The sequence below is a fragment of the Klebsiella sp. C360 genome (assembly GCF_048822415.1).
In the GTDB taxonomy this organism is placed as follows: Bacteria; Pseudomonadota; Gammaproteobacteria; order Enterobacterales; family Enterobacteriaceae; genus Klebsiella; species Klebsiella quasipneumoniae.
On record NZ_JBMEZZ010000003.1, the window covers coordinates 257,096 to 280,922 of the forward strand.

Below are 23,827 nucleotides of genomic sequence, written 5' to 3' on the forward strand. Positions count from 1 at the left end.
ATGAGTATAACGGAGGAAACAGAGACGCCACTCATTCATATGAATGAGTGGCGTAAAAAAACTCGCCGTGCGGGCAGGGGGAAGAGAAACGGGCCCGCTCCGCGTTTGCCCGCACGCGGAGCGGGGCGGCGCGATCAGGTCGCGGGAGTTTCGCGGGTGGCCCGCGCCAGCGGGTTGCTGTCCAGTTCCAGCTGGTCGCGCAGCGCCCAGCCGCGCAGCTTGCCGGGGTTAAGCAATCCCGCGGGGTCGAGAGATTGTTTCACCGCCACCACGTCAGGGCGAATCACCCCTTGTTTGCCGTCCTCAACCTGCAGCACGTGGGGGTTGTTAATTTTGACGTCGTTATCGCGAAATATCTGCATGATCGCGTTGAGACGTTCGGGCGTGGTATAGCGCACCAGCTGCAGACCGCTGGCGGTGAGGTTGCCTTCGATATCGCGCAGAAATTCAATATGAGACATCACCTCCCCGGCGAAATGCTGTTCCATCTGTAAAATTTGCTGCGGATAGCGCTGCGGATCAAACGCGGTCTGCAGATAGGTCAGTGTATTGTCCACCTTGAGCGCATGCAGGGTGGTGTGGTTCCAGCAGTATTCCATTAACGAGCCATTGTGCGCCCGGGCCTCATCGCTGGCCTGGCGGATGGCGTTGTCCCCGCGATGGCGCTGTAACAGGCTGGCGCACACGCCTTCGCTCTCTTCGGCGATCAGGCTGATAACCGCATGCTGCCCGGCGCGGTAACGATCGTTGAGGTGGCTAAAATAGTCAGCGATCGGCGTGGCCAGCAGCGCGACCTGGCGCTTCACCAGCCCCGGCGAGCGGACGCAGGCGTTGGCATAGTTCAGGGCATCGGCGAAATCGTCAAACACGTCCAGGCGTTCTATCCACTGGTGCACGGGAGCCAGCGCCAGCTCAACCTCAAGAATGATGCCGTTGGTGCCGTAGGCGTGATGCAGCAGCAGCGCTTCGGGAGCCGGGACGGTCAGTACGCGAGGGACCGGCTCGACGGTCATCACTTTGACGCTGAGCACATTGCCTGGCGCCGCCAGCGGCCCATAGTTGATGGAGCCGATGCCGCCGAACCCGCCGCCGTAAAGGCCGCCCAGGCTCGCCAGTCGATAGGTCGACGGCATACAGCGCAGCTCCCAGCCCGTCGGGCGGGCGGCGGTTTCGATGTCCGCCAGGCGAATGCCGGCCTGGGCCCTCACCGTGCCGTTGCCGAGGGCGACGATCTGGTTGAGCCCGGTCATATCCACCAGCATCCCTCCTTCGAGAGGGACCAGCTGTCCATAGTTGCCGGTGGCGCTGCCGCGCAAGGTCAGCGGCAGCTGATGCTGCGCGCAGGCGGCGACCAGCTGGCGCAGCTCCTCTTCATCGCGCGGGCGAACCACCGCGTCCGCCTGTTTTCCCGCCAGCTGCTCGGCGAGTACCGGACTGAACCAGTGAAAATCGCGGGAAAGCCGTTTGAGTTTCGCCGGCTGCAGGGTCCACTCCAGCGCCGGGAGTGCCTGCTGGATCGCCGCGACCGCTTGTTGACGTCGTTCATCAGTCATCATTCTTTTTCCTGTTCGTCAGCAAAACATTAATGAGATTGCACGGCTTCGCTTTCATGCCAGGCGCTGAGCGCCCGGCGCGAGACCCAGGACATCACGCCGAACAGCGCGATCCCGGCGAGAGAGATCAGCAGCAGCGCGGCAAACATCAGCGGGATATCCAGCTGGTAGCCGGCCTGCAGGATCTGATAGGCCAGCCCGGTATTGGTCCCGCCAGTGCCGGCGACAAACTCCGCCACCACCGCGCCAATCAGCGACAGCCCGCTGGAAATACGCAGCGCGCCGAAGAAATAGGGCAGCGCCGAGGGGATACGCAGCCGCACCAGGGTCTGCCAGCGGCTGGCGTGATTGAGGCGGAAATAGCTCAGCAGGCCGGGGGAGACGCTGCGCAGTCCCTGGGTGGTATTGGAGATGATGGGGAAGACCGCCATCAGGGTGGCGCACACCACCAGCGAGAGGGTGGCGTCCTTCACCCAGATGATGATCAGCGGGGCGATGGCGACGATCGGCGTCACCTGCAAAAACACGATGTAGGGAAACAGGGCGGTCTCCACAAAGCGGTTCTGCACCAGGATAAACGCCACGGCGGCGCCGATGACAATCGACAGCAGAAACGAGATCAGGGTGATCTTGAGGGTGAACAGTAGCGCCAGCAGCAGCGGCGTGAGATGCGTCCACAGGCTGTCCAGCATCACCAGCGGCGACGGCACCAGAAAGGCCGGGATGCGGAAATAGCTTACCGCGCCCTGCCAGAGGAGCACCACCGCCACCGCGACGAGGGTCGGATAGAGAATTTTGAGAAAACGCGGATGCTGGATCCACGGCGTTGAGGTTGTGGTCTTCATATTATGGCTCCATACCGGACTGGCTGGCCTGCAACAGACTGTCCTGCAGCTGACGGGCATACAGGGAAAATGCCGGGCTGACGCGGAACGCCTCGCTGCGCGGGAACGGCTCCCGGATGGCGATATCTTCCACCACCCGTCCGGGACGGGCCGCCATCATGATCACCCGCTGCGAGAGAAACACCGCTTCGTGGATCGAGTGGGTGACGAAGACCACCGTCAGATTCTGCTCCTGCCACAGGCGCAGCAGATCGCTGTCGAGCTTGTTCCGCGTAATTTCATCCAGCGCGCCGAAGGGCTCATCCATCAGCAGCAGCTTTGGCCGGGTGACCAGGCCGCGGGCGATGGAGACGCGCATTTGCATGCCGCCGGAGAGTTCGCGCGGCAGGACGTCGGCGAACTTGCCGAGCCCCACCAGCTCAAGGACTTCACTCACCCGGGTGTTGCCCTCCGCGCGCGGCACGCCGGCCAGATCCAGCGGCAGCCTGACGTTATTGCGCACGCTGCTCCAGGGCATCAGGGTGGCCTCCTGGAAGACGAACGAGAGCGGATGCTGGGCTTTTTCCCGGCTGTCGCGCCGCCACAGCATCAGCTTGCCGTCGCTGGGCTCCACCAGGCCGGCGACCATCTTCAGCAGGGTGCTCTTCCCGCAGCCGGACGGGCCGAGCAGGGTAATGAACTCCCCCTGGTTGATGGTCAGATTGACGGGCAGCAGCGCCCGGGTGCCGTTGCTGTAGATCTTCTCCGCCGACAGCACCTCGATGGCCGGCGTGGCGGAGGCGGGTATAAAGCGGGTGTCGCTCATCACGGTCAGTTTCGGGGCGGTATTCATGGCATCACTCCGGCGTCTTTGACCATCTCCAGGGTGTAAGTCTGCTCAAACGGCACCTTGCTGGCGTCGATCAGGTTGTTTTTCACCAGCATGTCCCAGGTTTTCTTCAGCCGTGGCTCGGTGATGATGCCGATGCCGCCGGTCATGGCGTCGCCGCCGGTCACCAGCTGGTACTGCTTCATCTGGGCAATGCCAAAAGCGATCTGCTCGGCGCTCATTTGCGGGTTCGCTTTGCCGATCAGGCTGTTGCCGGGGCCAGGATCCTGCAGGTAGCTTTTCCACCCTTCCATGGAGGCTTTGACGAAGGCCGCCACCGCCGCCGGACGTTTGCGGACGGTGTCCGCCATACAGATAATCGAGTTGCCGTAGGGCGGGTAGCCCCAGTCGCTGAGCGGATAGACATAGAACGGCTGCCCGCCTTTGGCGACGGAGAACGGCTCGGAGGTCACGTAGCCCTGCTGCACCAGATTTTTATCGGCGAGGAACGGCTGGACGTTAAAGGTATAGGGGCGCACTTTGCTGCCAGCCAGACCCAGCTCGCTCTTCGCCCACGGCCAGAAGGAGGTATAGGCCTCGGTGGCGAGCAGGAAGGTTTTGTCTTTAAGCTCCGCCGGGTTGCTCACTTTGTCATGAGTGATAAACACCGTCGGCGAGTGCTGGAACACGGTGGCGACGGTTACCGCATGCACCCCGGCCTGCCAGGTCTCCAGCGCCTGGCCGTTGTCGCCAAGGGTGCAGTCCGCCTGACCGGCCGCCATCAGCTGCATGACGTTGATCTGCGGGCCACCCATTTTAATCTCGACATCAAGTCCGGCGTGCTTATACAGCCCGGTGGCCTGGGCCTGGTAAAAACCGCCATGCTCCGCCTGGGCATACCAGTTGGTGAGAAACGTGAACTTCTCCGCCGCGACGCAGGAGGCTGAGGCCGCGAGGGCGGCCACGGTCAGCAGGGTAAAAACTGGCGTTGATCTGGTATTCATCAGGGCTCCTTGGATTCAGCAGCGAAAGAGGGTGGTAGGGACTGTACAAAGCCGTGCCAGTGCTGTTTGCCCCAGGTCGGTTCGCGACGTTCGACCCAGGCCATGCGGTGGATCTCGATGATTGCCTGCGCCCAGCTGGCGGCGAGGGAGTCGAGAAGCCCTTCGCCTTGCTCCCGCGTCGCCGGGGTTGGGTCGCCAATCACCCCGCTGGGGCCAAAGTCATAGGACGCCCACGCCGCCGCCGGGCGGCCTTTCGACAGGGTCGGACAGGGGAATTCCGGCGGGAAGTTGGCGACCGCCCGCTCCATATGAACGCACTCCGGCGCCAGCGCCAGCATCAGCGCCGTTTCGCTATGCCCGGCGTGCATTGCCATCCGCTGTTCATGCGGGCTGAGGAACTGTTTTTCGCAGTTGGGCACGTTGAACACGTCGTGCGGGATGGCGATGAAATCCCCATGGCGCAGGCGCATTTCCCGGCAGGCGATCTGCAGGATCTGCGGCTGGCCGCCGTGGCCGTTGATCATCAGCAGCTTGCGAAAACCGGCCCGATAGAGGGATTCGGCGATCTCCAGCAGGGTATGCAGCAGGGTATCGCCGCTGAGGGTAAGGGTGCCGGGAAAATGCAGATGCTCCTCTGACTTACCGTAGACGATCGGCGGGATGGCGTAGGCCGGGATCGCCGCCGGCAGCCGGGCGAGGGCATGGCCCGCCACGCCGGAAGATATCACGCTGTCCACCGAGCAGGGCAGATGCGGGCCGTGCTGTTCGATCGCCCCGGTGGGGAGGACGATAACCGTATTGCTTTTATCCGGCAGGGCGGCCACGTCCGTCCAGCTCAGGAAAGGGAGAAAGCGCGCTGCAGGAATGTAACCGTTAATCATCGCGGTGCCTCGGAGTGAATTGGCTGGGGTAACCAGACGGTTGCTTCGACTTCAATCAATACCGTGGCGTCGGGCAGCATTTCGCTGACCTGCACCACGGTGGATACGGGCGGCTGGTCGGGATAAAACAGCTTCCTGACCCGGCTGTAATAGGGAAAATGGTCAAGGTTGCGAAAGTACTGCACCAGCTTGATAACGTCGCTCATCTGCCCCCCCGCGGACGCCACGGTGCGGCGGATGCTTTCCAGTACGTACCAGCTCTGGGCGAGGATCGGCCCCTGTTTCGCATCGGTTGAAAATTCCCCGGTCGCCCCCAGCAGCTCCCGCACCGGCTCAGGCACATCCTGAAAGCCGTTGACGATGGTGCCGGTCAGGGGATTGACCGGAATAATGCCGGAGAGAAAAATAAAATCGCCGGCTCTGCGCCAGGCGGCATACCGCGCCAGCGGCGCCCCTGCGCCTGCTTCAAGACTCATGTGCCATCTCCTCCTGCCACACTCGCCGGTGGGTTAACCTGCCGTGGTTAACCACCAGACGGGCGGCGCTGTTTAAAGGCCAGGTAAAACGGTCGCTACCCGGGAAAATCACCACGCTGGCCGCCGCCCCGACGGCAAAAGGGGCCGCGTCTGCCGGCGAACCGGTCAGCGCCGCGCGATCGCAGATCAGCCGAGACTGCCGGTCGAACGGGTCGCTGAGCTGGGCGCTGAACAGGCCGCAGGCCAGGGTATCCAGCGGGTCGTAGCTTCCCGCCGGACAAAAAGCGTCCTGCACGTTGTCGCACCCAAGCAGGGTGGCCACGCCGGCGGCCTGCGCCTCGTGCAGCAGGGTGATCCCCCGCTGGCGCGGCGTGCGGCCGAACGTCGCATCCTGCAGCAGCAGGTTGGTCATCGGCAGGGCGATAAGGGTGACGCCGTGCGCCGCCAGCTGGCGCAGGATCAGCGCCGCCTGCGCGTCGCTGCCGGCGGCCAGCGCGCAGCCGTGGCTGCAGCAGATATGCCCGGGGAATGGGTGGCGGGAGAGATGATCCGCCAGCCAGGTCAGCCCCTGAGACACCTTGCTGAGCTCCTCATCGATATGCAAATCCAGATCCAGTTCCCAGCGGGCCGCGCTGCGCAGCAGGTTTGCCATGGCGGCGGCGTCCCAGTTGGAGGAGTGAATGAAGCCCCCCAGCAGGCAGCGCTCCCCGCTGTTGGCGACCGTCCGGGCAATGGCCTCGGCGTCCGCCGGATCGCGAAACAGGGGCAGCGGGACCAGCGCCACCCGTTCCAGGGTGATGCCGCCGGTATCGAGACGGGCGATCTCCTGCCAGGCGTCCGGCGCGTCGGCGGTAAACCAGTCGATATGGCTGCGTAAATGGGTCACGCCATTTGCTGCCGCCCGGGCCAGCGCGGCGGACGCCCGACGTTGAATATCCGCCATGGTCCAGTGTCGGCGATCCTCGTGCATGGCGTGGATCGCCGCCAGCAGCCCGGCCTGCGCCGGACGGCAGCGTTCAATGGTAAAGGTTTTGTCCAGATGGGCATGGGGTTCCACCAGGCCGGGGAGCGTCAGGGCCCCCGCCAGGTCCCACAGGCCGGGAGCCGGCTCGGCGGACGGCGTCACGGCGGCGATCCGTCCATCGCGAAAGGCCAGGTCCGCCAGCCGCGGTTCACCGTTGGCCTGCGTCGGCCAGCCGTCGGGCAGCGCCCAGGCCGGAAGTCGGGCGCGGCTGATGCCGGCGAGCGGCGCGCAAGAGGAGGGGAACGTCATCGTCAGTCTCCTCACAGATCCAAAACCAGACCCGGCGATTTCGCCCGCGAACAGCAGAGCGTGATCTGGTCGTTGCCGGCTTTCTCTTCCGCCGTCAGCACGCTGTCCCGGTGTTCGGGGAGCCCGTCGAGAACCCCGGTAATACACGATCCGCACATTCCCTGTTCGCAGGAGAGCATCACCTCCACCCCGGCATGCTGTAATACCTGAGCAATGGTTTGATCCGCGGCGACCAGCAGACGCTGCCCGCTGGAGGCCAGCTCAATATAAAATGCGTTGTTCGCCGCGATATTATTTTCCGCCGCGGGAGTAAAGCGCTCGAATACGAATTGCGACGGCGACCAGCGATATTCCTCCATGACTGACCGCAGTCGCTGAATAAAGCCCTCCGGGCCGCAGGCCACCACTGCGGTATCAGGGTGGGGCGTGGTTAAGCATTCGGGGATCCGCTGGCGAAACGACGCGCCTTCCTCGCTGCAGTGGATCGCCACCGTGCCGCTCGCGGCCAGCTGGGCCAGGCGCGATGTGAAGGCCGTCTGGCGCGAGCTGGCGACATAATAATGCAGCTCCAGCGCCCCTTTTCTGGCGGCAATCGCTTCGGCCATCGCCAGCAAAGGCGTGATGCCGATACCGCCGGCAAACAGCAGGTAGCGCCCGGCCTCCGGCAGGGGGAAATGGTTGCGCGGCGACGATATGGAGAGCCGATCGCCGTGTTTGAGTTGCTGGTGCAAATAGCGTGAGCCGCCGGTGGACGCATCCGTCAGCCGGACGCAAACTTCATAATGATTACCGCGGTCAGGCATGCCGCACAGCGAATATTGCCGCGGGCCAACGCCGGGAATAATAATATCGATATGCGCCCCGGCGGAGTAGGCCGGTAATATTTCCCCGGCCGCCGCCTGCAATATTAAAGATAGATTTCCCTCGCCGTTGGGGCGTATTTCCCCCACCGAGACCGAAATAAGATCGTGGCTGTGCATTACCGTTTTCTCTCCCTCAATCCGCTGTCTGCAGGGCGGCCAGGGGCAGCGAAGGGATACCCGCTCCTTCGCGGTGACTGTCCGGCGTGCAAAAATGGATGAAACGATCGTTTCTCCGCTATAAATGCTACGGTATTGTGATAAAACTGTTGCGTCCAGAGCTTTGATTCGCACAACCCGTTGCAAAAAAGAGAGCACCCAAACGATGTTTGCCTTCTCCCGATTTCTGCTCTATTTCACCGAAGTGGCCCGTCAGGGGTCGTTTCGTAAAGCGTCAGAGGCGCTGCATGTGTCTGCGTCTTCTATTGACCGTCAGATTTTGCGCGTGGAACAGGAGCTGGCGATGCCGCTCTTCGAGCGCCATCCCACCGGGCTGCGGCTGACCGCCGCCGGGGAGCTGCTGCTGCACGCGGCCAATAACTGGAAAAAGGACTTTACCCGGGTCTGCGAGCAGCTGGATGACCTGCGCGGACTGCGGCGGGGGCATGTGCGCATCGCCACTATCGATGCCATTAACCGGCATTTCTTTTCGACGATGCTCAAAGAGGTGCACAAACATTATCCCAACATCTCTTTTACATTGACCACCATCAACAATATCCACATCCAGCAGGCGCTGATCTCCGGCGAGGCGGATTTCGGCATCATGCTCAATCCGCAGACCTCCCGCGAACTGCAGGTGCGGGCGTTTGCCGAAATGAATATGGGGATCGTAGTGCCGACCGGCCATCCGCTGGCCAGCCGCAGCGCTGTGCGCTTTAGCCAGTGCATCGACTACCCGTTTATCCTGCCATCCGCCCCGTTGATGATCAGCGAACCGGTGGAGGCGCTGGTGAACATCAGCGGCAACGAGGTGAAGGAGGTGGCGGTATCGAATAACATCCACATGATCCGCACCCTGATCAAAGAGCAGATGGGCATCGGCATCCTGTGCCGGCTGGATATTCTCGATGAGATCGAGTCCGGCCAGCTGGCGTTTGTGCCGCTAACCGATCCGCAGCTTAAGCCTTTCACCCTGGCGCTGTGCGTCTCGCCCGCCCGCCAGCTTTCCCTTGCCGCCTCGATGATGCTGAACCAGCTGGAGATGCTCTTCAGCCAGCTGTGAGAGACCGGACAGGCACTAAAATCATTCATCAACGCACCAAAGTGGTGCATTTATTGTGTGCATGAATCAAAGGTTGCATGCCCAAGGGCGGCGGCGCAGGCGATTTTTCGCGGCCGCTCGCGGGCCATCAAATCTGGCATTGTTTTTGTATATCTGAGTGTGAGTAGAAGCGGTCAGTACGGGTTATCCATACGGTACATTGCTCAGTCACCATGTCGCGGTTCAATGTTGACCGGGATGGGAGGCTGAGCCACATTCGCTCGCTCCCCCTCCCGGCGTAAAGAGGAGAGGGATAATGAAAACAGGCGCACGCCTTCCCCGGGGCTTACGCTGGCTGGGCCTGATGGCCCTCAGCGGTGTCTCGCTGGCCGTTCAGGCCGAGGAAAAAATCGTTCTGCTGACCTCCTGGTACGCTCAGGCGGAGCAGGGGGGTTATTATCAGGCTCAGGCCACTGGGCTGTACAAAAAATATGGTCTCGACGTCGAGATCCGCTCCGGTGGACCGCAGGTCAACGGCATGCAGTTGCTGTTGTCGAAGCGGGCCGATGTGATCATCGGTTACGATCTGCAGCTGCTGGAAGGCATTCAGCGCGGCTTCCAGGCGAAAGCCATTGCCGCGCCCTTTCAGTACGATCCCCAGGGGCTGCTGACCCACGCCGATGTCACCTCCCTGCAGGGGCTGAAAGACAAAACCATTCTGGTCTCCAGCTCCGGTCAGGCGACATGGTGGCCGTGGCTGAAGGCGCAATACCAGCTGAGCGACGCTCAGGTTCGCCCCTATACCTTCAATATTCAACCCTTTGTCGTCGACGACGCTGTCGCCCAGCAGGCCTATGTCAGCTCCGAGGTGTTCCAGGTGCAGAAGGCCGGGGTGAAGGCGAACTTCTTCCTCTTTTCTGAGCATGGTTACCCTCCCTATGGCGGCATTCTCATCGCCCGCCCGGACACCATCGCTGAGCGTAAAGCGGCGATGGCGAAGTTTGTCCGCGCCTCAATGGAGGGTTGGGTGAGCTATCTCAAGGATCCGGCGCCGGGAAATGCGTTGATTAAGCAGGACAACCCGAAAATGACCGACGATCTGCTCGCCTGGGGCGTGACCCAGATCCGTGAGCATCATCTGATCGACGGCGGGGATGCCGCCAGCCAGGGCTGGGGGACGATGACCGACGCCCGCTGGCAAAAGACGCGCGATTTTATGGTCAGCGCCGGTCTGCTGGCGGCGGCCACCGACTGGAAACAGGCCTATACCACCGACTTTGTCCAGACCATGCAGGTAAAACCCTGAGGAGCGACGCCATGTCATTCATCATTAAAAATGCCCATGCCATCCTCAGCGGTCTGTCCGGAGAGGCGGCGCGGCTGGCCGGGCCGGATATTCGCATCCGCGACGGCAAGATTGCGGCCATCGGCAGCCTGACGCCGCTGCCGGAAGAGCGACTGATCGACGCCCGCGACTGCGTAATCTATCCGGCATGGGTGAATACGCACCATCATCTTTTTCAGTCGCTGCTGAAGGGCGAGCCGCAGGGGCTGAACCAGAGCCTGACGGCCTGGCTGAGCGCCACGCCGTACCGCTTTCGCGCGGCTTTCGATGAACATACTTTTCGTCTGGCGGTGCGCATTGGTCTGGTGGAGCTCCTGCGCTCGGGCTGCGCCAGCGTGGCGGATCACAACTACCTGTACTGGCCGGATATGCCTTTCGACACGTCGGAGATTCTCTTCAGCGAAGGGGAAGCGCTGGGGATGCGCATCGTTCTGTGCCGGGGTGGGGCGACCCAGGGTCGGGCGGTGGAGCAGGATCTGCCGGTGGCGCTGCGTCCGGAAACCTTCGACGGCTATATGGCGGATATTGAACGGCTGGTCAGCCGCTATCACGACCCGCGGCCCGACTCGCTGCGCCGGGTGGTGATGGCGCCCACTACCGTCCTGCACTCCGCGCCGGGCGCCCAGCTGCGGGAGATGGCGAAGCTGGCCCGCCAGCTGGGGATCCGGCTGCACAGCCATTTATCGGAAACCGTCGATTATCTTGACGCCGCGCGGCAGAAATTCGCCATGACGCCGGTGCAGTTCTGCGCGGAGCACGACTGGCTGGGAAATGACGTGTGGTTTGCCCATCTGGTGAAGCTTCTGCCGGAGGAGATTGCCCTGCTGGGCCGCACCGGAACCGGCATTGCTCATTGTCCGCAAAGCAATGGCCGGCTGGGCAGCGGCATCGCCGATCTGCTGGCGCTGGAGCAGGCCGGGGTCCCGGTCTCGCTGGGGGTGGACGGCGCTGCCTCCAATGAAGCGGCGGATATGCAAAGCGAAGCCCATGCCGCATGGTTGCTGCAGCGCGCGCGCAAAGGGATGCTGGCGCAGCCGCGCTACGCCGGAGGCACCTTCGAGGGCGGAGCCGATGCGGCCACGGTGGAGGATGTGGTGCGCTGGGGCAGCGCCGGCGGGGCGCAGATCCTTGGCTTAGCGCAGAGCGGCACCCTGCAGGTCGGGATGCAGGCGGACCTCGCCATTTACCGGCTGGACGATCCGCGCTACTTCGGCCTGCATGATATGGCGATTGGCCCGGTGGCCTGCGGCGGCCGCGCCGCGCTGAAGGCGCTGCTGCTGAATGGCCGGCCCATCGTGGAAGATGACGCCATTCCCGGTCTCGACCTTGACGCGATGCGCCACGACGCGCTGGCGGCAGTCCGTACCCTTCAACAGCGCGCCGCTGTTTAACTGATCACAGGATAATGACGATGAACACAACCACCCAAAATCAACGCTATGCCTTACAGGAACTGGAAAAAGAGGCGCTGATGGGCGCCCAGGGCGAAGAGACCTTCGCCCGCGAAGTGCGCTGTATCGACCTGTCTAACTTTGCCGAAAGAAAAAATGACATTGCCGAACAACTGTGGGAGGCGGCGGTGGAGATCGGTTTCTTCCAGGTCAGCCATCACGGTATTCCGCTGGCGGCGATCCGCCAGGCGTTCAGCACGACCGAGGCGTTTTTCGACCTGCCCGACGAGGTGAAGCGCCAGTATCCGCTGGCCGGCAACGCCGGCTGGGAGAGCAAGGCGCAGGTCCGGCCATCGACCCGCACGCCGGATCAAAAAGAGTCATATCAGATAACCCGTCCGCTGATGGACGGGCGCTGGCCCAGCGATCGGGAGCTGCCAGGCTTCCGACAGACGATGCTCGGATTTGAATCGCAGTGCTGGCAGCTGGGGATGAAGATCCTCTCCTGCTTTGCTTTAAAGCTCGGTTTTCCGGAATCGTTTTTTACCACCGCGCACGATCCGCAGCGTGACACCTATCAGAGCACCTTGCGCATGCTGCACTACTATGCAACCGAGCAGTCGCAGCAGGGGATGTGGCGGGCCGGCGCGCATACCGATTTTGACTGCCTGACGCTGCTGTTCCAGCGCCCCGGTCAGGGCGGCCTGCAGGTCTGCCCTGGCAAGGACCGCGAAAGCCAGCAGTGGACCAGCATTGAGCCAAGGGAAGAGGTCATCACCTGCAATATCGGCGATATGCTGATGCGCTGGAGCGACGACCAGCTGCCGTCTAACTTCCACCGGGTGAGAAACCCGCAGCCCCACGAATATCAGGGGCCGCGCTACAGCCTGGCGTTTTTCTGCCAGGCCAATAAAGATGTCGAGATCCTTGGGCCGCAGAGGAAGTACCCGCCCATCAGCGCCGAGGATTATCTGCAGCAGCGGATCCAGGCCAATTTCGCCAAAGGGTAGGATGTACTCTTGAGTGGTTTTCCTGTCGCCGGCTTTCGCTGGCCGCGCGGCAGGATATCCGGCGCTGGGCTTTTCAGCTACCGTGTTAAGTTTCCTGGTGTTGCTGAAATATCTTAAGAACATCCCCCTAAGCGTCAGCAGCAAGCTACCTTGGTAAAGGCCCCTGAAATCACGCCCTTTATGTCGTAAACGCCGTAAAGCCAGCTCACCGGGGTTAAAGGGATTACCTTAACTTCTTTGTTGCTGTTAGTGGGTTAAGGCTAACCAGGGCAGGGGGAGGCAGAATTTATAGCTCGGTAAACGGCTACGCCGGGCTTTCGGCGCCATTTGACTCCAGAGACACATGTAACCTCATCTGGGCCTCCATGCCGCTGACGCGGCATTCAGAAGCTTCCTGATGCTGTAGGTGTTAACGTCTGCTCTGTGCCAAGAGCGGAAGTTCCTAACATCATGCTTCATTCGTTTAAGGGGAGTAGATCAGCTAACAACTCCTACGTCCTTGGGAAAGGTCACATATGCTAAACAGCAGCTCAGCAAAGAGAAGAGCGAATCTGGTAACGGGAAACCGTTATGATATGAATAAGGCTCCCAATGGGAGCCTTATTTTTTGATAGGGATGATGAATATTATCCGAGGCTTACTGGCTTTACACCTTTCTTCGGCCCGACCATATCCATGTCTTTTTCCTTCTGACCAACTTTGGCAAGTTTGTTGCCATCGATGGAAGCCCAGAAGTCTAGAGAGCGTCTTGCACTGGCCATAGCTTTATCAGAAGTGATTTTTTTATGTTGTTTGATCATGGTTAACCTCTTTGGCTATAGACCCTATGGGTAATTTTATAACAAATGCGTTCATTAAACAAACAGCCCATCGACTGCTGATTGAGACTGTCATTCTTCATCTGGGTCAATGCCATTCACTTTCCGTCGTATGGTGTCGAGGATGTCGCACACATCTGCAGACATCTTACTGTGGTCATTCCATACTTGGGCAAATCCGTAGCTCCTGTAACGCGGTTGTGCATCTTCAGTAGGATCTTGAATATAAACGTCGTCAAGCTCCGCGATCTGGCAGAAGGTAGTCGCGTAAATAAGTGCGATGATCAACACATTGCCTGTTAGGTCGGTATCCTCATCTGAAATGAAGTTTTCTAACATGCAAATTGAGAATTGCTCTCGCCGCCAGTCGTATTTACAAATGATAACCGCATGAAGCTGTTCGGGCTCATCACGGTCGATCAGCTTTAACGTTATATCCAGTATTCCATCTTCAGCGTCACCGCGATAGGTCTGCATCGCCCATCGCCAGTCCAAGTGGCTTTGTAAACTTGCATCTTCAAGCTGGCGTCTCTCTTCATCGCTCAAAACGCCTACAGAGATATTAGTCCATCCAAGTGATTCAATAGCTTCTTGTGTTGTTGCTAGACATTGATCATGTATTTGCTGAGTAGATAGGAAGCTCACTTCATGTCATCCTTTATCTTTTGTCCTACAGCAATTATATCGTTCAAGTGTGGAAGTAGGCGAGTTATTCTGACCTGTTCCGCTCGCTATACGTGGTTCTAGAGGGCTGACATGACTGTTCCCAGCTGATTGCCACACGGCATTGCTCGCAAGATTTATGTCGATACAATTATGAACGACTGATGATCGCTCGCAGCAGACTTTAAACTTACCCAGTACGTCCGATTCGTTCTGTGAGTTCAATCGGTCGATGCAGCGCTTTCCTTAATCAAGGGGGAACGTTGTCATGAAACGAAGAACTCGGATTTACTCCACACCTGTTCGCCTTGGATATACGGAGTCGAGCTCCCGGTAACCGTTCAACCTGATGTGCTGGCGTGAAAGGTGAAGCAGAGGGCCATGTGCTGCGAATCAAGGTTCAGCGGTGCTGACTTTACTGACCTTAAGGGAAGGGGGCGGCTCACTCTGCTTCAGTGGGGGTAGCTAATCACCACAAATTGTTAGACATAAGGGACGGGGGTTGTCGATGCGGGTGACAAGGGTATTTCTGCCGCAGCCATAAAATCGATAAAACAGCGTATTCGCGGCGACAGGTAGCGGCTGGCAGGCCACAGGACGGAGAAATGCCCATCCTTGACGCAACAGCCGGGCAATACCTCTTGCAGGTGTCCCTCATTGATGGCCTCACGCACAACAAAATCAGGGACATAGGCGATACCCATCCCCGCCGCGCTTAAGCGAATGGCAGCCTCAATGTTATTGACCCTCATCACGGAAGCGGCCCTGAAATCCCCCGTCAGCCGCATATCGCGCAGTTCCCAGGGCTGGATCAGCCCCGTCGAAGGGAAGCGAAAAAAAATGCACTTGTGCGCCGCCAATTCCGCTGGCGAGCCGGGAACGCCGTATTCCGCCAGATATGCCGGGCTGGCGCAGAGCACAAAACGAAAACCCCCCAGCTTTCTGGCGATCAAGCGGGAGTCCGCTAGTTCACCGCTGCGGATAGCGATATCAAATCCCTCATCGATCAGATTGACCAGCCGGTCACTAAAATCGAGATCCAGTTCAACCTGCGGATAAAGACGGCTAAAGGCGGTGAGGGCAGGGAGCAGCAGGCGGTAGCCGATGACAGGCAGTGAAATTCTCAATTTGCCGGAGGGCTGTGTGAGACTGCTCGTCAGCTCAGACTCGGCCTCCTGGATCTGCTCCAGGATACTCTGGCAGCGGGTCAGAAACGCGGCCCCCTCCGCCGTCAGGCTGACGTTTCTGGTGCTGCGGTTAAACAGCCGGACCCCCAGCTTATGCTCAAGCCGGGCGACATTCTTACCCACCGCCGAGGCTGAAATGCCCAGCAGCCTGGCGGCCTGAACAAAGCTTAGCGTTTCGGCGGTGCGGACAAAGGACGTTAGCGAGGTGAGACTGTCCATCGATTATAAACCTTATATCTCTTAAGAAGATATTTTCAGTCTATTTATCGGCATTAACATCCGCAATAGGATGGCGGCAGTTTATTCATTCCTTCCTTGCCGACTGATGAGGGCCGCCTGATGTTACTCACCGCCAGAACACATTCCCGATCCGCCAGCGCCCTGGCCGCGCTTTCTGTCTTTATGGCGGCCACGCTGCTGCCGTTAAGTTTTACCGGCGGCGTCATGACCACCCCGGCGATACAGCAGTCGCTGGGCGGCTCTCCCGCTGCGCTGTCGTGGCTGACCAATGGCTTTATGCTGACCTTCGGCAGCTTTTTGCTGGCCGCTGGCGTGACGGCGGATGCCATTGACAGAAAACGCATCTTTCTCGCCGGCGCCGCGCTGTTTTGCCTGAGCAGTCTGCTGTTTTGCCTGACGGACGATCTCTTCCTGTCAGGCGCGCTGAGGGCTCTGCAAGGTCTGGCCGCGGCGATGATTTTAGCCAGCGGCAGTGCGGCGCTGGCCCAACTGTATGACGGCGCTCAGCGGACGCGGGCATTTAGCATCCTGGGCACGGTGTTCGGCGCCGGCCTGGCGTTCGGTCCGCTGCTGATCGGCTTCATGATCGACGCGGTGGGCTGGCGCGGCGTATACGCCCTGTTTGCGCTGCTCTCGGCGATGGTTCTGCTTATCGGTCTGGCGTATCTGCCCGCGGCAGAAAAAAGCGAGCCGCGGACACCCGACAATCTCGGCTTAACCCTGTTTACGCTGGCCCTGATGCTGTTCACTGCCTCGCTGATGGTCATTCCGGCCCGCGGTTTTTTATCGCTGACCACGCTGGCCTTGTTCATCGTATCGGGGGGGCTGTTCGTTGCGTTTGCCGTGCGCTGCCGAAGAGTGAACAACCCGGTGCTGGAACTCACCCTGCTGCGCCATCCGCGTTTTGTCGGCGTACTGTTGCTGCCTGTCGCCACCTGCTGTTGCTACGTTGTCCTGCTGATTATCGTTCCACTGCATTTTATGGGCGGAGAGGGGATGAGTGAGTCGCAGAGCGCGCTGTATCTGATGGCGCTGACCGCGCCGATGCTGATTTTCCCATCCGTTGCGGCCCTGCTCACCCGCTGGTTTTCACCGGGGCAGGTGGCCACGGGGGGGCTGATGATTGCCTCCGTCGGGTTGCTATTGCTGGGCGATGCTTTTCACAGCCACCGCCTCCCGCAGCTGGTGCTGGCGCTGATCCTGTGCGGGGCGGGGGCGGCGCTTCCCTGGGGATTGATGGATGGCCTGGCGATATCCGCAGTGCCGGTCGCCAAAGCCGGTATGGCGGCAGGCCTGTTCAACACCGTTCGCGTTGCCGGCGAGGGGATCGCCCTGGCGGTCGTCACCGCGGTATTAACGGCAAGCAATAACCTGACTCTGCAGAGTCGCGTTCACGGGTATGCGCCCGAGGTGATTCACCGCGCCGCAGGCTGGCTGGGGGCTGGTAATGTGCCGCAGGCGGCTGCGCTTTTGCCTGACTTTTCCCTTCGGGCGCTGCGCGAGAGCTATGACACTGCTTATACGGTACTGTTTAGCGGGCTGGCGGTCGTCACCCTGCTGTGCGCCCTGATGGTCTGGCGGACGCTATGCCGCAAGGGGGGCGCTATCCAGACCCGCCACAGCGGATCCTGAACCGCCATGACGGTGCACTGGCGTCACGCTCCCGGCAATCGCCTTTTCCGGTCTGCTCAGCGAACCGGGACTGTCATTGTTTCTCTGGCGGAACTATGCTGATTAGGGCGGCCACATGCGCCGCTCCGGCAGCGGAAACAGTGACTCACAGGTGGCGGTATGGCGAGCGATCCGGAACTGATTTACATCGAGATCCTTGAAACGGTGCTGATGGCCACCCTGGATCCTGATTTGTGGAAATCGGCGCTGCAGAAACTGGCGTTCCTCACCGGCCATCAGTACGCGGCATTTCTGTTCTACGATAAAGGCAACGCGCACCTGCTGACCGATTCACTCCTGCTGGAGGAGAAGGTTTTCACCGCCTATCGCGACGTGTTTCTGGCCATCGATCCCGCCGAAAAAATACTGACCGCGTTACCGGTCGGGCAGATGTACCGGGACCGCGAGTATTTAGGCGATAAGTTTATTGCCGGCAGCGTCTATTACAATGAGTTTCATCACCCCAACGATCTGAATAATCTTACCAGCGTCAAGCTGTGCACCCTCAATGGCTATGCCACCTATCTGTCACTGATGACGGCCAATACGGCAGCTTATCCGCAGCCGGCGCAGTTTGAGCTGTTCAGGCGCTTGATCCCGGCGCTAAAAACCGCCTGCCAGCTACACGCCCGGTTTGAACAGCTGCGGGACACCATAAAATACCAGAGCGCGGTGATGGACAATGGGATCTACCCGGTATGGCTGGTGGATCATGGCGGTAACATTCTCTACGCCAGCGCGCATGCCGAACGCTACCTGCGCGCCAACGCCCGCCTCTCCTGGTACAGCGGGGGCGATACGCTGTGCCTTGATACCGACAGCAAAAAACTGAAACGGGCTATCGAGCTGGCCACCCGAACGGCAGAGCCGCCAAGGGCAGGGCTGTGCTATACCGCCGGGTGCCAGCCGAAACCGATCCTGGTGATCCCGGCGGCCCGCCTTGCCGGGGTGGCCTGCGTGATTATTCCCGAGCCGTTTCTCACCGGCAGCGCCGTGATGGAGCTGTTTAACGTCAAGCCTGCCGAGAACGCAGTGGCGGAGCTGTTGGTGCGGGGCATGACGCCGGATGAGTGCGCCTTACATCTGGGCGTATCTATTGCCACCATCAGAACCCACCTCAGCGCCCTGTACCGGAAAACCCACACCCGTAATCAGGCAGAACTGTTGCTGATCATCCGCGCGATCCACGGCTGACAGCTTGCTCAGGAATGATGGTCGCGCAGGAAAACGGTCAGTACCTCTTTCGGCGGCACGCCGCCGCATTCGCCAATCATCCAGCCTACCGCGCCGCGGTGATAGGCGCCGTGAAAGAGCATGTGATTCAGCATCTCCATCGCGGTCATATTGCCGTCGCCGCCGTCGACAAATTTGAAGGCGATACGTTCGTGGAAATCGGCGGGCGTCATGGCGCTGACGTACTGAATGTATTCGTCCGTACAGGCGGTCATGGCCGTTTCCAGCTCATCAACGGTTGGCGTCCCGGGGGTATTCAGCGCGGTGTAACCGTGCGTCTTGCCGCGCAGATTCGCCCGGAAAATCATGTCAACGACATGGATATGGTTCATCAGCCGGAGGGTCAGGTGACGCTTTTCGCCATGTACTGTACCGTCTATCGCGCGGATCGCCTGCAAGGTGGCAAGGTCAATCCAGCGCTTGTATTTCAACAGCGTCACTACGGTGTCTTTGTCCATTGTCGGTCCCGGGTTGGTTGTAAGCCATTATCTTAGCGATGATGCCAGCGAGTTGTCACTCTCCCGCGCCAGGCACAAAAAAGCCTCGCCGGGGCGAGGCTTTTTAATCAGCAGGTGATTTAGTCAAACACACCGTTAATCACGGCGGTAACGATGGCGGTGCTCAGGGCGACCAGCACCAGGTCATCGCCGACCGCGCGCCATTCATAGCCCGGATAATAGGGCAGGTCGTTAATCATAGAAGCGGGCAGGGTCTTTTTCGCGATACCCGGAGGTAACGGTTTGCCGCGGGCGACATTTTTGGCGATACCCGGAGGCAGCGCCTGATAACCGACCAGACCGTAGTTCACCGCAAGGGAGCGCGCCCGTGAGAAGCTAATATCGCTGTCGACGTGGTCGGGCTTGCCGTAGTTTTTGCGGTTGCCATGATCGTCATTGGACTGACCTTTATTTTGTCCTTTATTGCCATGGTCGCCGCTGTTACCGCTGTTACCATGATTGCCGCTATTGCCATGGTTACCACTGTTCCCGTGATTACCACCGCCGCCGCCATTGCCATTGCCGTTACCCGGGTTGGCATAGGCCGGAGCCGCCATGACGGCGAGAGAAATAACCGCCGCCAGTGCTGTTTTAATAGTGCGACGCTTAAGCATGATCTTGATTCCTTAATGTGGAGTACACGCATAAAAAATAAGATAAAGCTATGCCCCAGGCAATCTCATATAGTCTTATTTTTTGCCGGGTTTTCACGGGAAGGTCACAAAGGGATAGCGGGGCGCGGACGAGCAGTTCCATTGCTGCGTTTTGACAGACGGGCGACCGCGCCCCGCTAAATGTGTCGCCGGCAGGATCGCTCCCGGGCGTGTCGCAAAAAAATGCCCGAAGCCATCGGGCAAAAATGAATAAAAATATTACGCTTCATTCATAACGCGTCTCACAAGACGGAGCGGATAGTAAATCCTGGCGCCGCTGCGCACAATCGGCCGCTTGTTTAGAAATAAATAACCCGGCCCACCGCGCTCAGGACGCGATCCAATGGCAGGCGACCCGATGGCCAGGGGCCACCTCGCGCAGCGCCGGCGCTTCTCTGCGGCACCGCTCGCCGACCTGCGGGCAACGGGATGAAAAACGGCAGCCGGCGGGAGGATTGACCGGATCCGGGATCTCGCCTTGCACCAGCGCCTGCGGTTCGCTGTGCGGGTCGAGGGTCGGCACCGCGGCCAGAAGCGCGCGGGTGTAGGGGTGGAGGGGGCGGCTGAACAGCGCATCGCGGCTGGCGCTTTCCACCAGTTGCCCGAGATACATCACCGCCACATCGTCACATAGATGCTCCACCACCCCGAGGTCGTGGGAGATAAACAGAAACGTGACGCCGCGGTCGTCGCGCAGGTCGGAAAACAAATTGATGATCTGCGCCTGAATGGACACATCGAGGGCCGAGATGGGCTCATCGGCGACGATAAAATCCGGGTTGAGGATCAACGCCCGGGCAATACCGATCCGCTGGCGCTGGCCGCCGGAAAACTGATGCGGGAAGCGGGCGTAGTGTTCCGGCGCCAGGCCGCAGATCTTCATCACGTCGATCACCCGGTCATACAGCTGATCGCGGGCGCAGAGCTTGTGCTGCAGCATAGCTTCGCCTATCGCCTCGCCAATGCGCAGCCGCGGGTTCAGCGAGCTGTAGGGATCCTGAAATACCAGCTGCATCCTCGGCCGAATGGCGCGCAGGGCTGGCGCGGTCAGGTCGGCCAGCTCCTGACCGTGAAATTTCACGCTGCCGGCGCTCTTCTCGTACAGGCCAAGCAGGGTTCGGCCGACGGTGGTTTTCCCGCTGCCGGACTCGCCCACCAGGCCAAAAATGGTGCCCGGACGGATGTTAAAGCTGACGCCGTCCACCGCGCGAAGCTCGCCGGTCTGTTGGCCAAACAGGCCGTCGCGCAGCGGAAAATATTTTTTCAATCCATCCACTTCAATAACATAGCGTTCGCTCATGCTGTCGCCTCCGCAAATTCGCTGTAAAAGCAGGCGGCCCGCTGGCGCTCGCCGAGCAGCGGCGGAATCGCCTCCCGGCAGCGCGGCGTCGCCCGCTCGCAGCGCCCGGCAAAGGCGCAGCCCGTCGGCAGGGCGGCCAGATCCGGCACCTGCCCGGGAATCGAGTACAGCCGCCGACGCCGCTCGCCCGGCACCGGGCGGGAGGCGATGAGCCCACGCGTATAAGGGTGCTGCGGATGGCGTAATACCTCCGCGGTGGCGCCTTGTTCCACAATCCGTCCGGCATACATCACCACTACCTGCTCGGCCATCTGCGCGATCACCCCCAGGTCGTGGGTAATCAGCATCATCGCCATCTGGCTGGCCCGCGCCCGGTCCCGCAGCAGGCGCAGGATCTGCGCCTGCACGGTCACGTCAAGCGCGGTGGTGGGTTCGTCGGCGATCAGCAGTTTGGGCTGACAGCTCAGCGCCATGGCGATCATCACCCGCTGCAGCATGCCGCCGGAAAGCTGGTGGGGATAGCTGACCATCAGGCTGTCGCCGCGCGCCAGGCCGACCTCGTTGAGCAGCCGGGTAGCCTGCTGCCAGGCGGCTTTCGGCGTGGCGCCGAGGTGGCGGATCGGTGGTTCGCACAGCTGCTCTCCGATGGTCAACACCGGGTTCAGGGCCGACATCGGTTCCTGAAAGATCATTGCCAGCTGGTGGCCGCGCAGGTCGGCCATCTGTCTGGGTTTTAGCCGCAGCAGATCGCGGTCCGCGAAACGGATCTCGCCGCCGTCGATGCGCGCGGTCTGCGGCGGCAGGAGGCCCATCAGCGCCATCGCGGTGACGCTTTTGCCGCAGCCGGACTCGCCCACCACGCCAACGGTTTGCCCGGCCTGAATCGTGAAAGAGACGTCCTGCACCGCGCGCACGCGATGGCGTTCGCCAGCGAAAGAGACGGAGAGATGATTAAAGGAGACTAACGGTATGCTCATTTCAGCCTCGGTTTCATATTGGGATCCATGGCGTCGCGCAGGCCATCGCCCAGCACGTTAATGGCGATCACGGTGATAAAGATGGCGATCCCTGGCGGCATCCACAGCCAGGGACGGCGCTGGAAATCGATCAGGCTATTGGCGGCGTCCATCATATTGCCCCACGACGGCGTCGGCGGCACCACGCCGAGGCCGAGATAGCTCAGCGCGGATTCGCTGAGGATGGCGTTGGCGACAGCCATGGTCGCCATCACCACCAGAATCGGAATGGTATTCGGCAGCAGGTGGCCAAACAGCCGGCGACGCGCCGACAGGCCAAGCACCTGGGTGGCCAGCATAAAATCGCGTTCGCGCAGGGAGAGACATTGTCCGCGCACCAGCCGCGCCAGTCGGGGCCACTCCAGCAGGCTGAGCATCACCACCACCATATAGATGCGCGAGTCCGGAGAAAAATCGAGCTCGGAAAGCATCGCCCCGGCGACGATCAACAGCGGCAATCCGGGGATGGTCATCACCAGGTCGGCCACGCGCATGATCACTCTGTCGGTTAACCCGCCGACATACCCCGAGAGAGCGCCGAGCAGATAGCCCAGGAATACCGACATCACCATGGTCAGCAGGCCGATAATCAGCGAGATGCGCCCGGCCAGCAGCAGGCGGGTGTAAACATCACGGCCGAGGAAATCGGTCCCCAGCCAGTGTTCGGCACCGGGCGGTTGGTTGATGCTCAGGGCGTCGGTGGCATCCTCTTTCCACGGCGACCAGACGGGCCCCAGCGCGCACCACACCGCCATGACCGCCAGCAGGATCAGGCAGAACATGGCCAGCCGGTTACGGCGCAGCTGTCGCCACCCCTGGCGCCAGGGAGAGGGGGTAATGTGCGCCAGCGCCGGGATAGCCGCCTGCCGCTGGCGACGACGGGAAGCAAAGTAAGACAGGATCATCATGACCTCACCCGAATACGCGGATCGGCCCAGGCGTACAGCACGTCGGCGAGCAAATTACCGACGATCGTCAGCACCGCCAGAAACAGGGTGAACCCCATCAGCACCGGATAGTCGCGGGCGGCCAGCGAGTCGATATGGATGTGGCCCGCCCCCGGCCAGTTGAATACCTTTTCGGTAATGATCGCCCCGGAGAACAGCCCCGGCAGCTCGAAGCCCAGCAGGGTGATGATCGGCAGCAGGGCGTTGCGCAGCGCATGTTTGAGGATCACCGTGCGCTCCTGCAACCCCTTGGCGCGGGCGGTACGGATAAAATCCATTTTCACCACGTCGAGCATACTGGCGCGCACATAGCGCGTCAGGCTGCCCGCCTGCAGCATCACCAGCGCCAGCACCGGCAGCGCCAGGTGGGCCGCCACCTGCAGCACATACTGCCAGCCGCTCTCGTCGCTGCCGGTATTGGTCATCCCGCCTACCGGCAGCCAGTGGAGATCGACGGCAAACCATTTAATCAACAGCAGGCAGAGGAAAAAGGTGGGGAACGACATGGCGGCAAACACCGCGACGCTCACCAGATGATCAAACCAGGAGCCGGGTCGCAGGGCTGACACCACGCCGACCGCCAGGCCAATGCCCCAGTAAAAGACCAGCGCGACGCTGGCCAGCAGAAAAGAGTTCCAGATGTACTGGTTGAGCAGCTGGCTGACCGGGATCTGATACTGCAGCGAAAAGCCTAAATCGCCGCGCAGCAGCTGTCCCAGCCAGTGGAGATAGCGGGTGAACAGCGGCTGGTCGAGGCCATAGATCGCCTTGAGCTCCGCGGCGCGGGCGGCGGTCAGGGTGATATTGCCATCGATAAAGTCGCCGGGGGTTTTGGCAAACAGCATAAAAATAATGAACGAGGCCAGCAGCAGCATCGGCAGCGTTTGCAGCAGGCGCCTCAGGATGAAATTTTTCATGACGATCTCGCATCAGCCGCCGGTTAACCCGGCGG

At 60.7% G+C, this 23,827-nt stretch carries 22 protein-coding genes and 2 pseudogenes; 7 read left to right on the top strand and 17 right to left on the bottom strand.

Annotation, left to right across the window (positions count from 1 at the left end; genetic code table 11):
• Positions 1-134: 134 nt before the first annotated feature.
• Genes ACOI7D_RS10125 through ACOI7D_RS10160 form a run of 8 tightly spaced genes read right to left on the bottom strand, consistent with a single transcriptional unit; the run spans position 135 to position 7,820 of the window.
• Positions 135-1,556 (bottom strand): FAD-binding oxidoreductase, encoded by a 1,422-nt coding sequence (locus ACOI7D_RS10125; protein ID WP_162543115.1) that lies wholly within the window; start codon positions 1,554-1,556, stop codon positions 135-137.
• A 26-nt stretch (positions 1,557-1,582) separates the two neighbouring features.
• Positions 1,583-2,398 carry an ABC transporter permease gene (locus ACOI7D_RS10130; protein ID WP_023289996.1) on the bottom strand — a complete coding sequence of 272 codons (816 nt, stop codon included), beginning with the start codon at positions 2,396-2,398 and terminating at the stop codon, positions 1,583-1,585.
• Between the two features lies 1 nt (position 2,399).
• A complete protein-coding gene (locus ACOI7D_RS10135; RefSeq protein ID WP_023289995.1) occupies positions 2,400-3,230 on the bottom strand; it encodes an ABC transporter ATP-binding protein in 831 nt (276 codons plus the stop codon).
• Positions 3,227-4,210 (bottom strand): ABC transporter substrate-binding protein, encoded by a 984-nt coding sequence (locus ACOI7D_RS10140; RefSeq protein WP_109547244.1) that lies wholly within the window; start codon positions 4,208-4,210, stop codon positions 3,227-3,229. Before ACOI7D_RS10140 ends, ACOI7D_RS10135 begins: the two co-directional genes overlap by 4 nt.
• A complete protein-coding gene (locus ACOI7D_RS10145) occupies positions 4,210-5,091 on the bottom strand; it encodes a creatininase family protein (protein ID WP_032453162.1) in 882 nt (293 codons plus the stop codon). Before ACOI7D_RS10145 ends, ACOI7D_RS10140 begins: the two co-directional genes overlap by 1 nt.
• Positions 5,088-5,567 (bottom strand): RidA family protein, encoded by a 480-nt coding sequence (locus ACOI7D_RS10150; RefSeq protein WP_016161230.1) that lies wholly within the window; start codon positions 5,565-5,567, stop codon positions 5,088-5,090. The genes ACOI7D_RS10145 and ACOI7D_RS10150 overlap by 4 nt, the downstream gene beginning before the upstream one ends.
• Positions 5,557-6,840, bottom strand: coding sequence for an amidohydrolase family protein (locus tag ACOI7D_RS10155; RefSeq protein ID WP_109547245.1), 1,284 nt, complete (start codon positions 6,838-6,840; stop codon positions 5,557-5,559). Before ACOI7D_RS10155 ends, ACOI7D_RS10150 begins: the two co-directional genes overlap by 11 nt.
• Positions 6,841-6,851: 11 nt before the next feature.
• Positions 6,852-7,820, bottom strand: a complete 969-nt coding sequence (locus ACOI7D_RS10160; protein WP_050533360.1) for a PDR/VanB family oxidoreductase — start codon at positions 7,818-7,820, stop codon at positions 6,852-6,854.
• A 205-nt stretch (positions 7,821-8,025) separates the two neighbouring features.
• Between ACOI7D_RS10160 and ACOI7D_RS10165 the strand changes: the two genes are divergently transcribed.
• The 4 genes from ACOI7D_RS10165 to ACOI7D_RS10180 all read left to right on the top strand — a co-directional run bounded on the left by ACOI7D_RS10165 (position 8,026) and on the right by ACOI7D_RS10180 (position 12,650).
• Complete coding sequence (locus ACOI7D_RS10165) at positions 8,026-8,925, top strand: LysR family transcriptional regulator (protein WP_004202952.1); 900 nt, start codon at positions 8,026-8,028, stop codon at positions 8,923-8,925.
• Positions 8,926-9,220: 295 nt separating this feature from the next.
• On the top strand, positions 9,221-10,210 hold the full coding sequence (locus ACOI7D_RS10170; protein ID WP_109547246.1) for an ABC transporter substrate-binding protein: 990 nt from the start codon (positions 9,221-9,223) through the stop codon (positions 10,208-10,210).
• Positions 10,211-10,221: 11 nt separating this feature from the next.
• On the top strand, positions 10,222-11,640 hold the full coding sequence (locus tag ACOI7D_RS10175; RefSeq protein ID WP_023289989.1) for an amidohydrolase family protein: 1,419 nt from the start codon (positions 10,222-10,224) through the stop codon (positions 11,638-11,640).
• Between the two features lie 20 nt (positions 11,641-11,660).
• Positions 11,661-12,650: an isopenicillin N synthase family dioxygenase gene (locus ACOI7D_RS10180; RefSeq protein ID WP_101867504.1), complete on the top strand. Its 990-nt coding sequence runs from the start codon at positions 11,661-11,663 to the stop codon at positions 12,648-12,650.
• Positions 12,651-13,276: 626 nt separating this feature from the next.
• Here ACOI7D_RS10180 and ACOI7D_RS10185 read toward each other — a convergent pair.
• The 3 genes and pseudogenes from ACOI7D_RS10185 to ACOI7D_RS10195 form a co-directional block, all read right to left on the bottom strand.
• Positions 13,277-13,450, bottom strand: a complete 174-nt coding sequence (locus tag ACOI7D_RS10185; RefSeq protein WP_165453616.1) for a hypothetical protein — start codon at positions 13,448-13,450, stop codon at positions 13,277-13,279.
• 90 nt (positions 13,451-13,540) lie between these two features.
• Positions 13,541-14,113 (bottom strand): hypothetical protein, encoded by a 573-nt coding sequence (locus tag ACOI7D_RS10190; protein ID WP_130940495.1) that lies wholly within the window; start codon positions 14,111-14,113, stop codon positions 13,541-13,543.
• Positions 14,114-14,600: 487 nt separating this feature from the next.
• Positions 14,601-15,537 (bottom strand): annotated as a pseudogene (locus ACOI7D_RS10195) (LysR family transcriptional regulator).
• Positions 15,538-15,657: 120 nt separating this feature from the next.
• Here ACOI7D_RS10195 and ACOI7D_RS10200 point away from each other — a divergent pair.
• From ACOI7D_RS10200 to ACOI7D_RS10210, 3 genes and pseudogenes are all read left to right on the top strand, one after another.
• Positions 15,658-17,190 carry an MFS transporter gene (locus tag ACOI7D_RS10200; protein ID WP_050533368.1) on the top strand — a complete coding sequence of 511 codons (1,533 nt, stop codon included), beginning with the start codon at positions 15,658-15,660 and terminating at the stop codon, positions 17,188-17,190.
• Between the two features lie 159 nt (positions 17,191-17,349).
• Positions 17,350-17,463: pseudogene (locus tag ACOI7D_RS10205) on the top strand (LuxR family transcriptional regulator); the annotation flags it as partial.
• 822 nt (positions 17,464-18,285) lie between these two features.
• Positions 18,286-18,423 (top strand): hypothetical protein, encoded by a 138-nt coding sequence (locus ACOI7D_RS10210; RefSeq protein WP_229583961.1) that lies wholly within the window; start codon positions 18,286-18,288, stop codon positions 18,421-18,423.
• A gap of 8 nt (positions 18,424-18,431) precedes the next feature.
• On the opposite strand, the gene ACOI7D_RS10215 is transcribed toward ACOI7D_RS10210, so the two are convergent.
• The 6 genes from ACOI7D_RS10215 to ACOI7D_RS10240 all read right to left on the bottom strand — a co-directional run bounded on the left by ACOI7D_RS10215 (position 18,432) and on the right by ACOI7D_RS10240 (position 23,792).
• Positions 18,432-18,920, bottom strand: coding sequence for a DinB family protein (locus tag ACOI7D_RS10215; RefSeq protein ID WP_032453143.1), 489 nt, complete (start codon positions 18,918-18,920; stop codon positions 18,432-18,434).
• Positions 18,921-19,039: 119 nt separating this feature from the next.
• A complete protein-coding gene (locus ACOI7D_RS10220; protein ID WP_023289974.1) occupies positions 19,040-19,573 on the bottom strand; it encodes an anti-virulence regulator CigR family protein in 534 nt (177 codons plus the stop codon).
• A gap of 367 nt (positions 19,574-19,940) precedes the next feature.
• A complete protein-coding gene (locus ACOI7D_RS10225) occupies positions 19,941-20,912 on the bottom strand; it encodes an ABC transporter ATP-binding protein (protein WP_109547250.1) in 972 nt (323 codons plus the stop codon).
• Positions 20,909-21,889 carry an ABC transporter ATP-binding protein gene (locus ACOI7D_RS10230; protein WP_109547251.1) on the bottom strand — a complete coding sequence of 327 codons (981 nt, stop codon included), beginning with the start codon at positions 21,887-21,889 and terminating at the stop codon, positions 20,909-20,911. The genes ACOI7D_RS10225 and ACOI7D_RS10230 overlap by 4 nt, the downstream gene beginning before the upstream one ends.
• Entirely contained in the window at positions 21,886-22,836 is a 951-nt protein-coding gene (gene opp4C / locus ACOI7D_RS10235; RefSeq protein WP_072421577.1) for an oligopeptide ABC transporter permease, read from the bottom strand. Before opp4C ends, ACOI7D_RS10230 begins: the two co-directional genes overlap by 4 nt.
• A complete protein-coding gene (locus ACOI7D_RS10240; protein ID WP_008804589.1) occupies positions 22,833-23,792 on the bottom strand; it encodes an ABC transporter permease in 960 nt (319 codons plus the stop codon). The genes opp4C and ACOI7D_RS10240 overlap by 4 nt, the downstream gene beginning before the upstream one ends.
• Positions 23,793-23,827: the final 35 nt, after the last annotated feature.

Excerpts from the sequence above, each read along its gene's own strand:
- ACOI7D_RS10125 (WP_162543115.1), bottom strand. The coding sequence starts at position 1,556 with ATGATGACTGATGAACGACGTCAACAAGCGGTCGCGGCGATCCAGCAG.
- ACOI7D_RS10130 (WP_023289996.1), bottom strand. The coding sequence starts at position 2,398 with ATGAAGACCACAACCTCAACGCCGTGGATCCAGCATCCGCGTTTTCTC.
- ACOI7D_RS10135 (WP_023289995.1), bottom strand. The coding sequence starts at position 3,230 with ATGAATACCGCCCCGAAACTGACCGTGATGAGCGACACCCGCTTTATA.
- ACOI7D_RS10140 (WP_109547244.1), bottom strand. The coding sequence starts at position 4,210 with ATGAATACCAGATCAACGCCAGTTTTTACCCTGCTGACCGTGGCCGCC.
- ACOI7D_RS10145 (WP_032453162.1), bottom strand. The coding sequence starts at position 5,091 with ATGATTAACGGTTACATTCCTGCAGCGCGCTTTCTCCCTTTCCTGAGC.
- ACOI7D_RS10150 (WP_016161230.1), bottom strand. The coding sequence starts at position 5,567 with ATGAGTCTTGAAGCAGGCGCAGGGGCGCCGCTGGCGCGGTATGCCGCC.
- ACOI7D_RS10155 (WP_109547245.1), bottom strand. The coding sequence starts at position 6,840 with ATGACGTTCCCCTCCTCTTGCGCGCCGCTCGCCGGCATCAGCCGCGCC.
- ACOI7D_RS10160 (WP_050533360.1), bottom strand. The coding sequence starts at position 7,820 with ATGCACAGCCACGATCTTATTTCGGTCTCGGTGGGGGAAATACGCCCC.
- ACOI7D_RS10165 (WP_004202952.1), top strand. The coding sequence starts at position 8,026 with ATGTTTGCCTTCTCCCGATTTCTGCTCTATTTCACCGAAGTGGCCCGT.
- ACOI7D_RS10170 (WP_109547246.1), top strand. The coding sequence starts at position 9,221 with ATGAAAACAGGCGCACGCCTTCCCCGGGGCTTACGCTGGCTGGGCCTG.
- ACOI7D_RS10175 (WP_023289989.1), top strand. The coding sequence starts at position 10,222 with ATGTCATTCATCATTAAAAATGCCCATGCCATCCTCAGCGGTCTGTCC.
- ACOI7D_RS10180 (WP_101867504.1), top strand. The coding sequence starts at position 11,661 with ATGAACACAACCACCCAAAATCAACGCTATGCCTTACAGGAACTGGAA.
- ACOI7D_RS10185 (WP_165453616.1), bottom strand. The coding sequence starts at position 13,450 with ATGATCAAACAACATAAAAAAATCACTTCTGATAAAGCTATGGCCAGT.
- ACOI7D_RS10200 (WP_050533368.1), top strand. The coding sequence starts at position 15,658 with ATGTTACTCACCGCCAGAACACATTCCCGATCCGCCAGCGCCCTGGCC.
- ACOI7D_RS10210 (WP_229583961.1), top strand. The coding sequence starts at position 18,286 with ATGACGCCGGATGAGTGCGCCTTACATCTGGGCGTATCTATTGCCACC.
- ACOI7D_RS10215 (WP_032453143.1), bottom strand. The coding sequence starts at position 18,920 with ATGGACAAAGACACCGTAGTGACGCTGTTGAAATACAAGCGCTGGATT.
- ACOI7D_RS10220 (WP_023289974.1), bottom strand. The coding sequence starts at position 19,573 with ATGCTTAAGCGTCGCACTATTAAAACAGCACTGGCGGCGGTTATTTCT.
- ACOI7D_RS10225 (WP_109547250.1), bottom strand. The coding sequence starts at position 20,912 with ATGAGCGAACGCTATGTTATTGAAGTGGATGGATTGAAAAAATATTTT.
- ACOI7D_RS10230 (WP_109547251.1), bottom strand. The coding sequence starts at position 21,889 with ATGAGCATACCGTTAGTCTCCTTTAATCATCTCTCCGTCTCTTTCGCT.
- opp4C (WP_072421577.1), bottom strand. The coding sequence starts at position 22,836 with ATGATGATCCTGTCTTACTTTGCTTCCCGTCGTCGCCAGCGGCAGGCG.
- ACOI7D_RS10240 (WP_008804589.1), bottom strand. The coding sequence starts at position 23,792 with ATGAAAAATTTCATCCTGAGGCGCCTGCTGCAAACGCTGCCGATGCTG.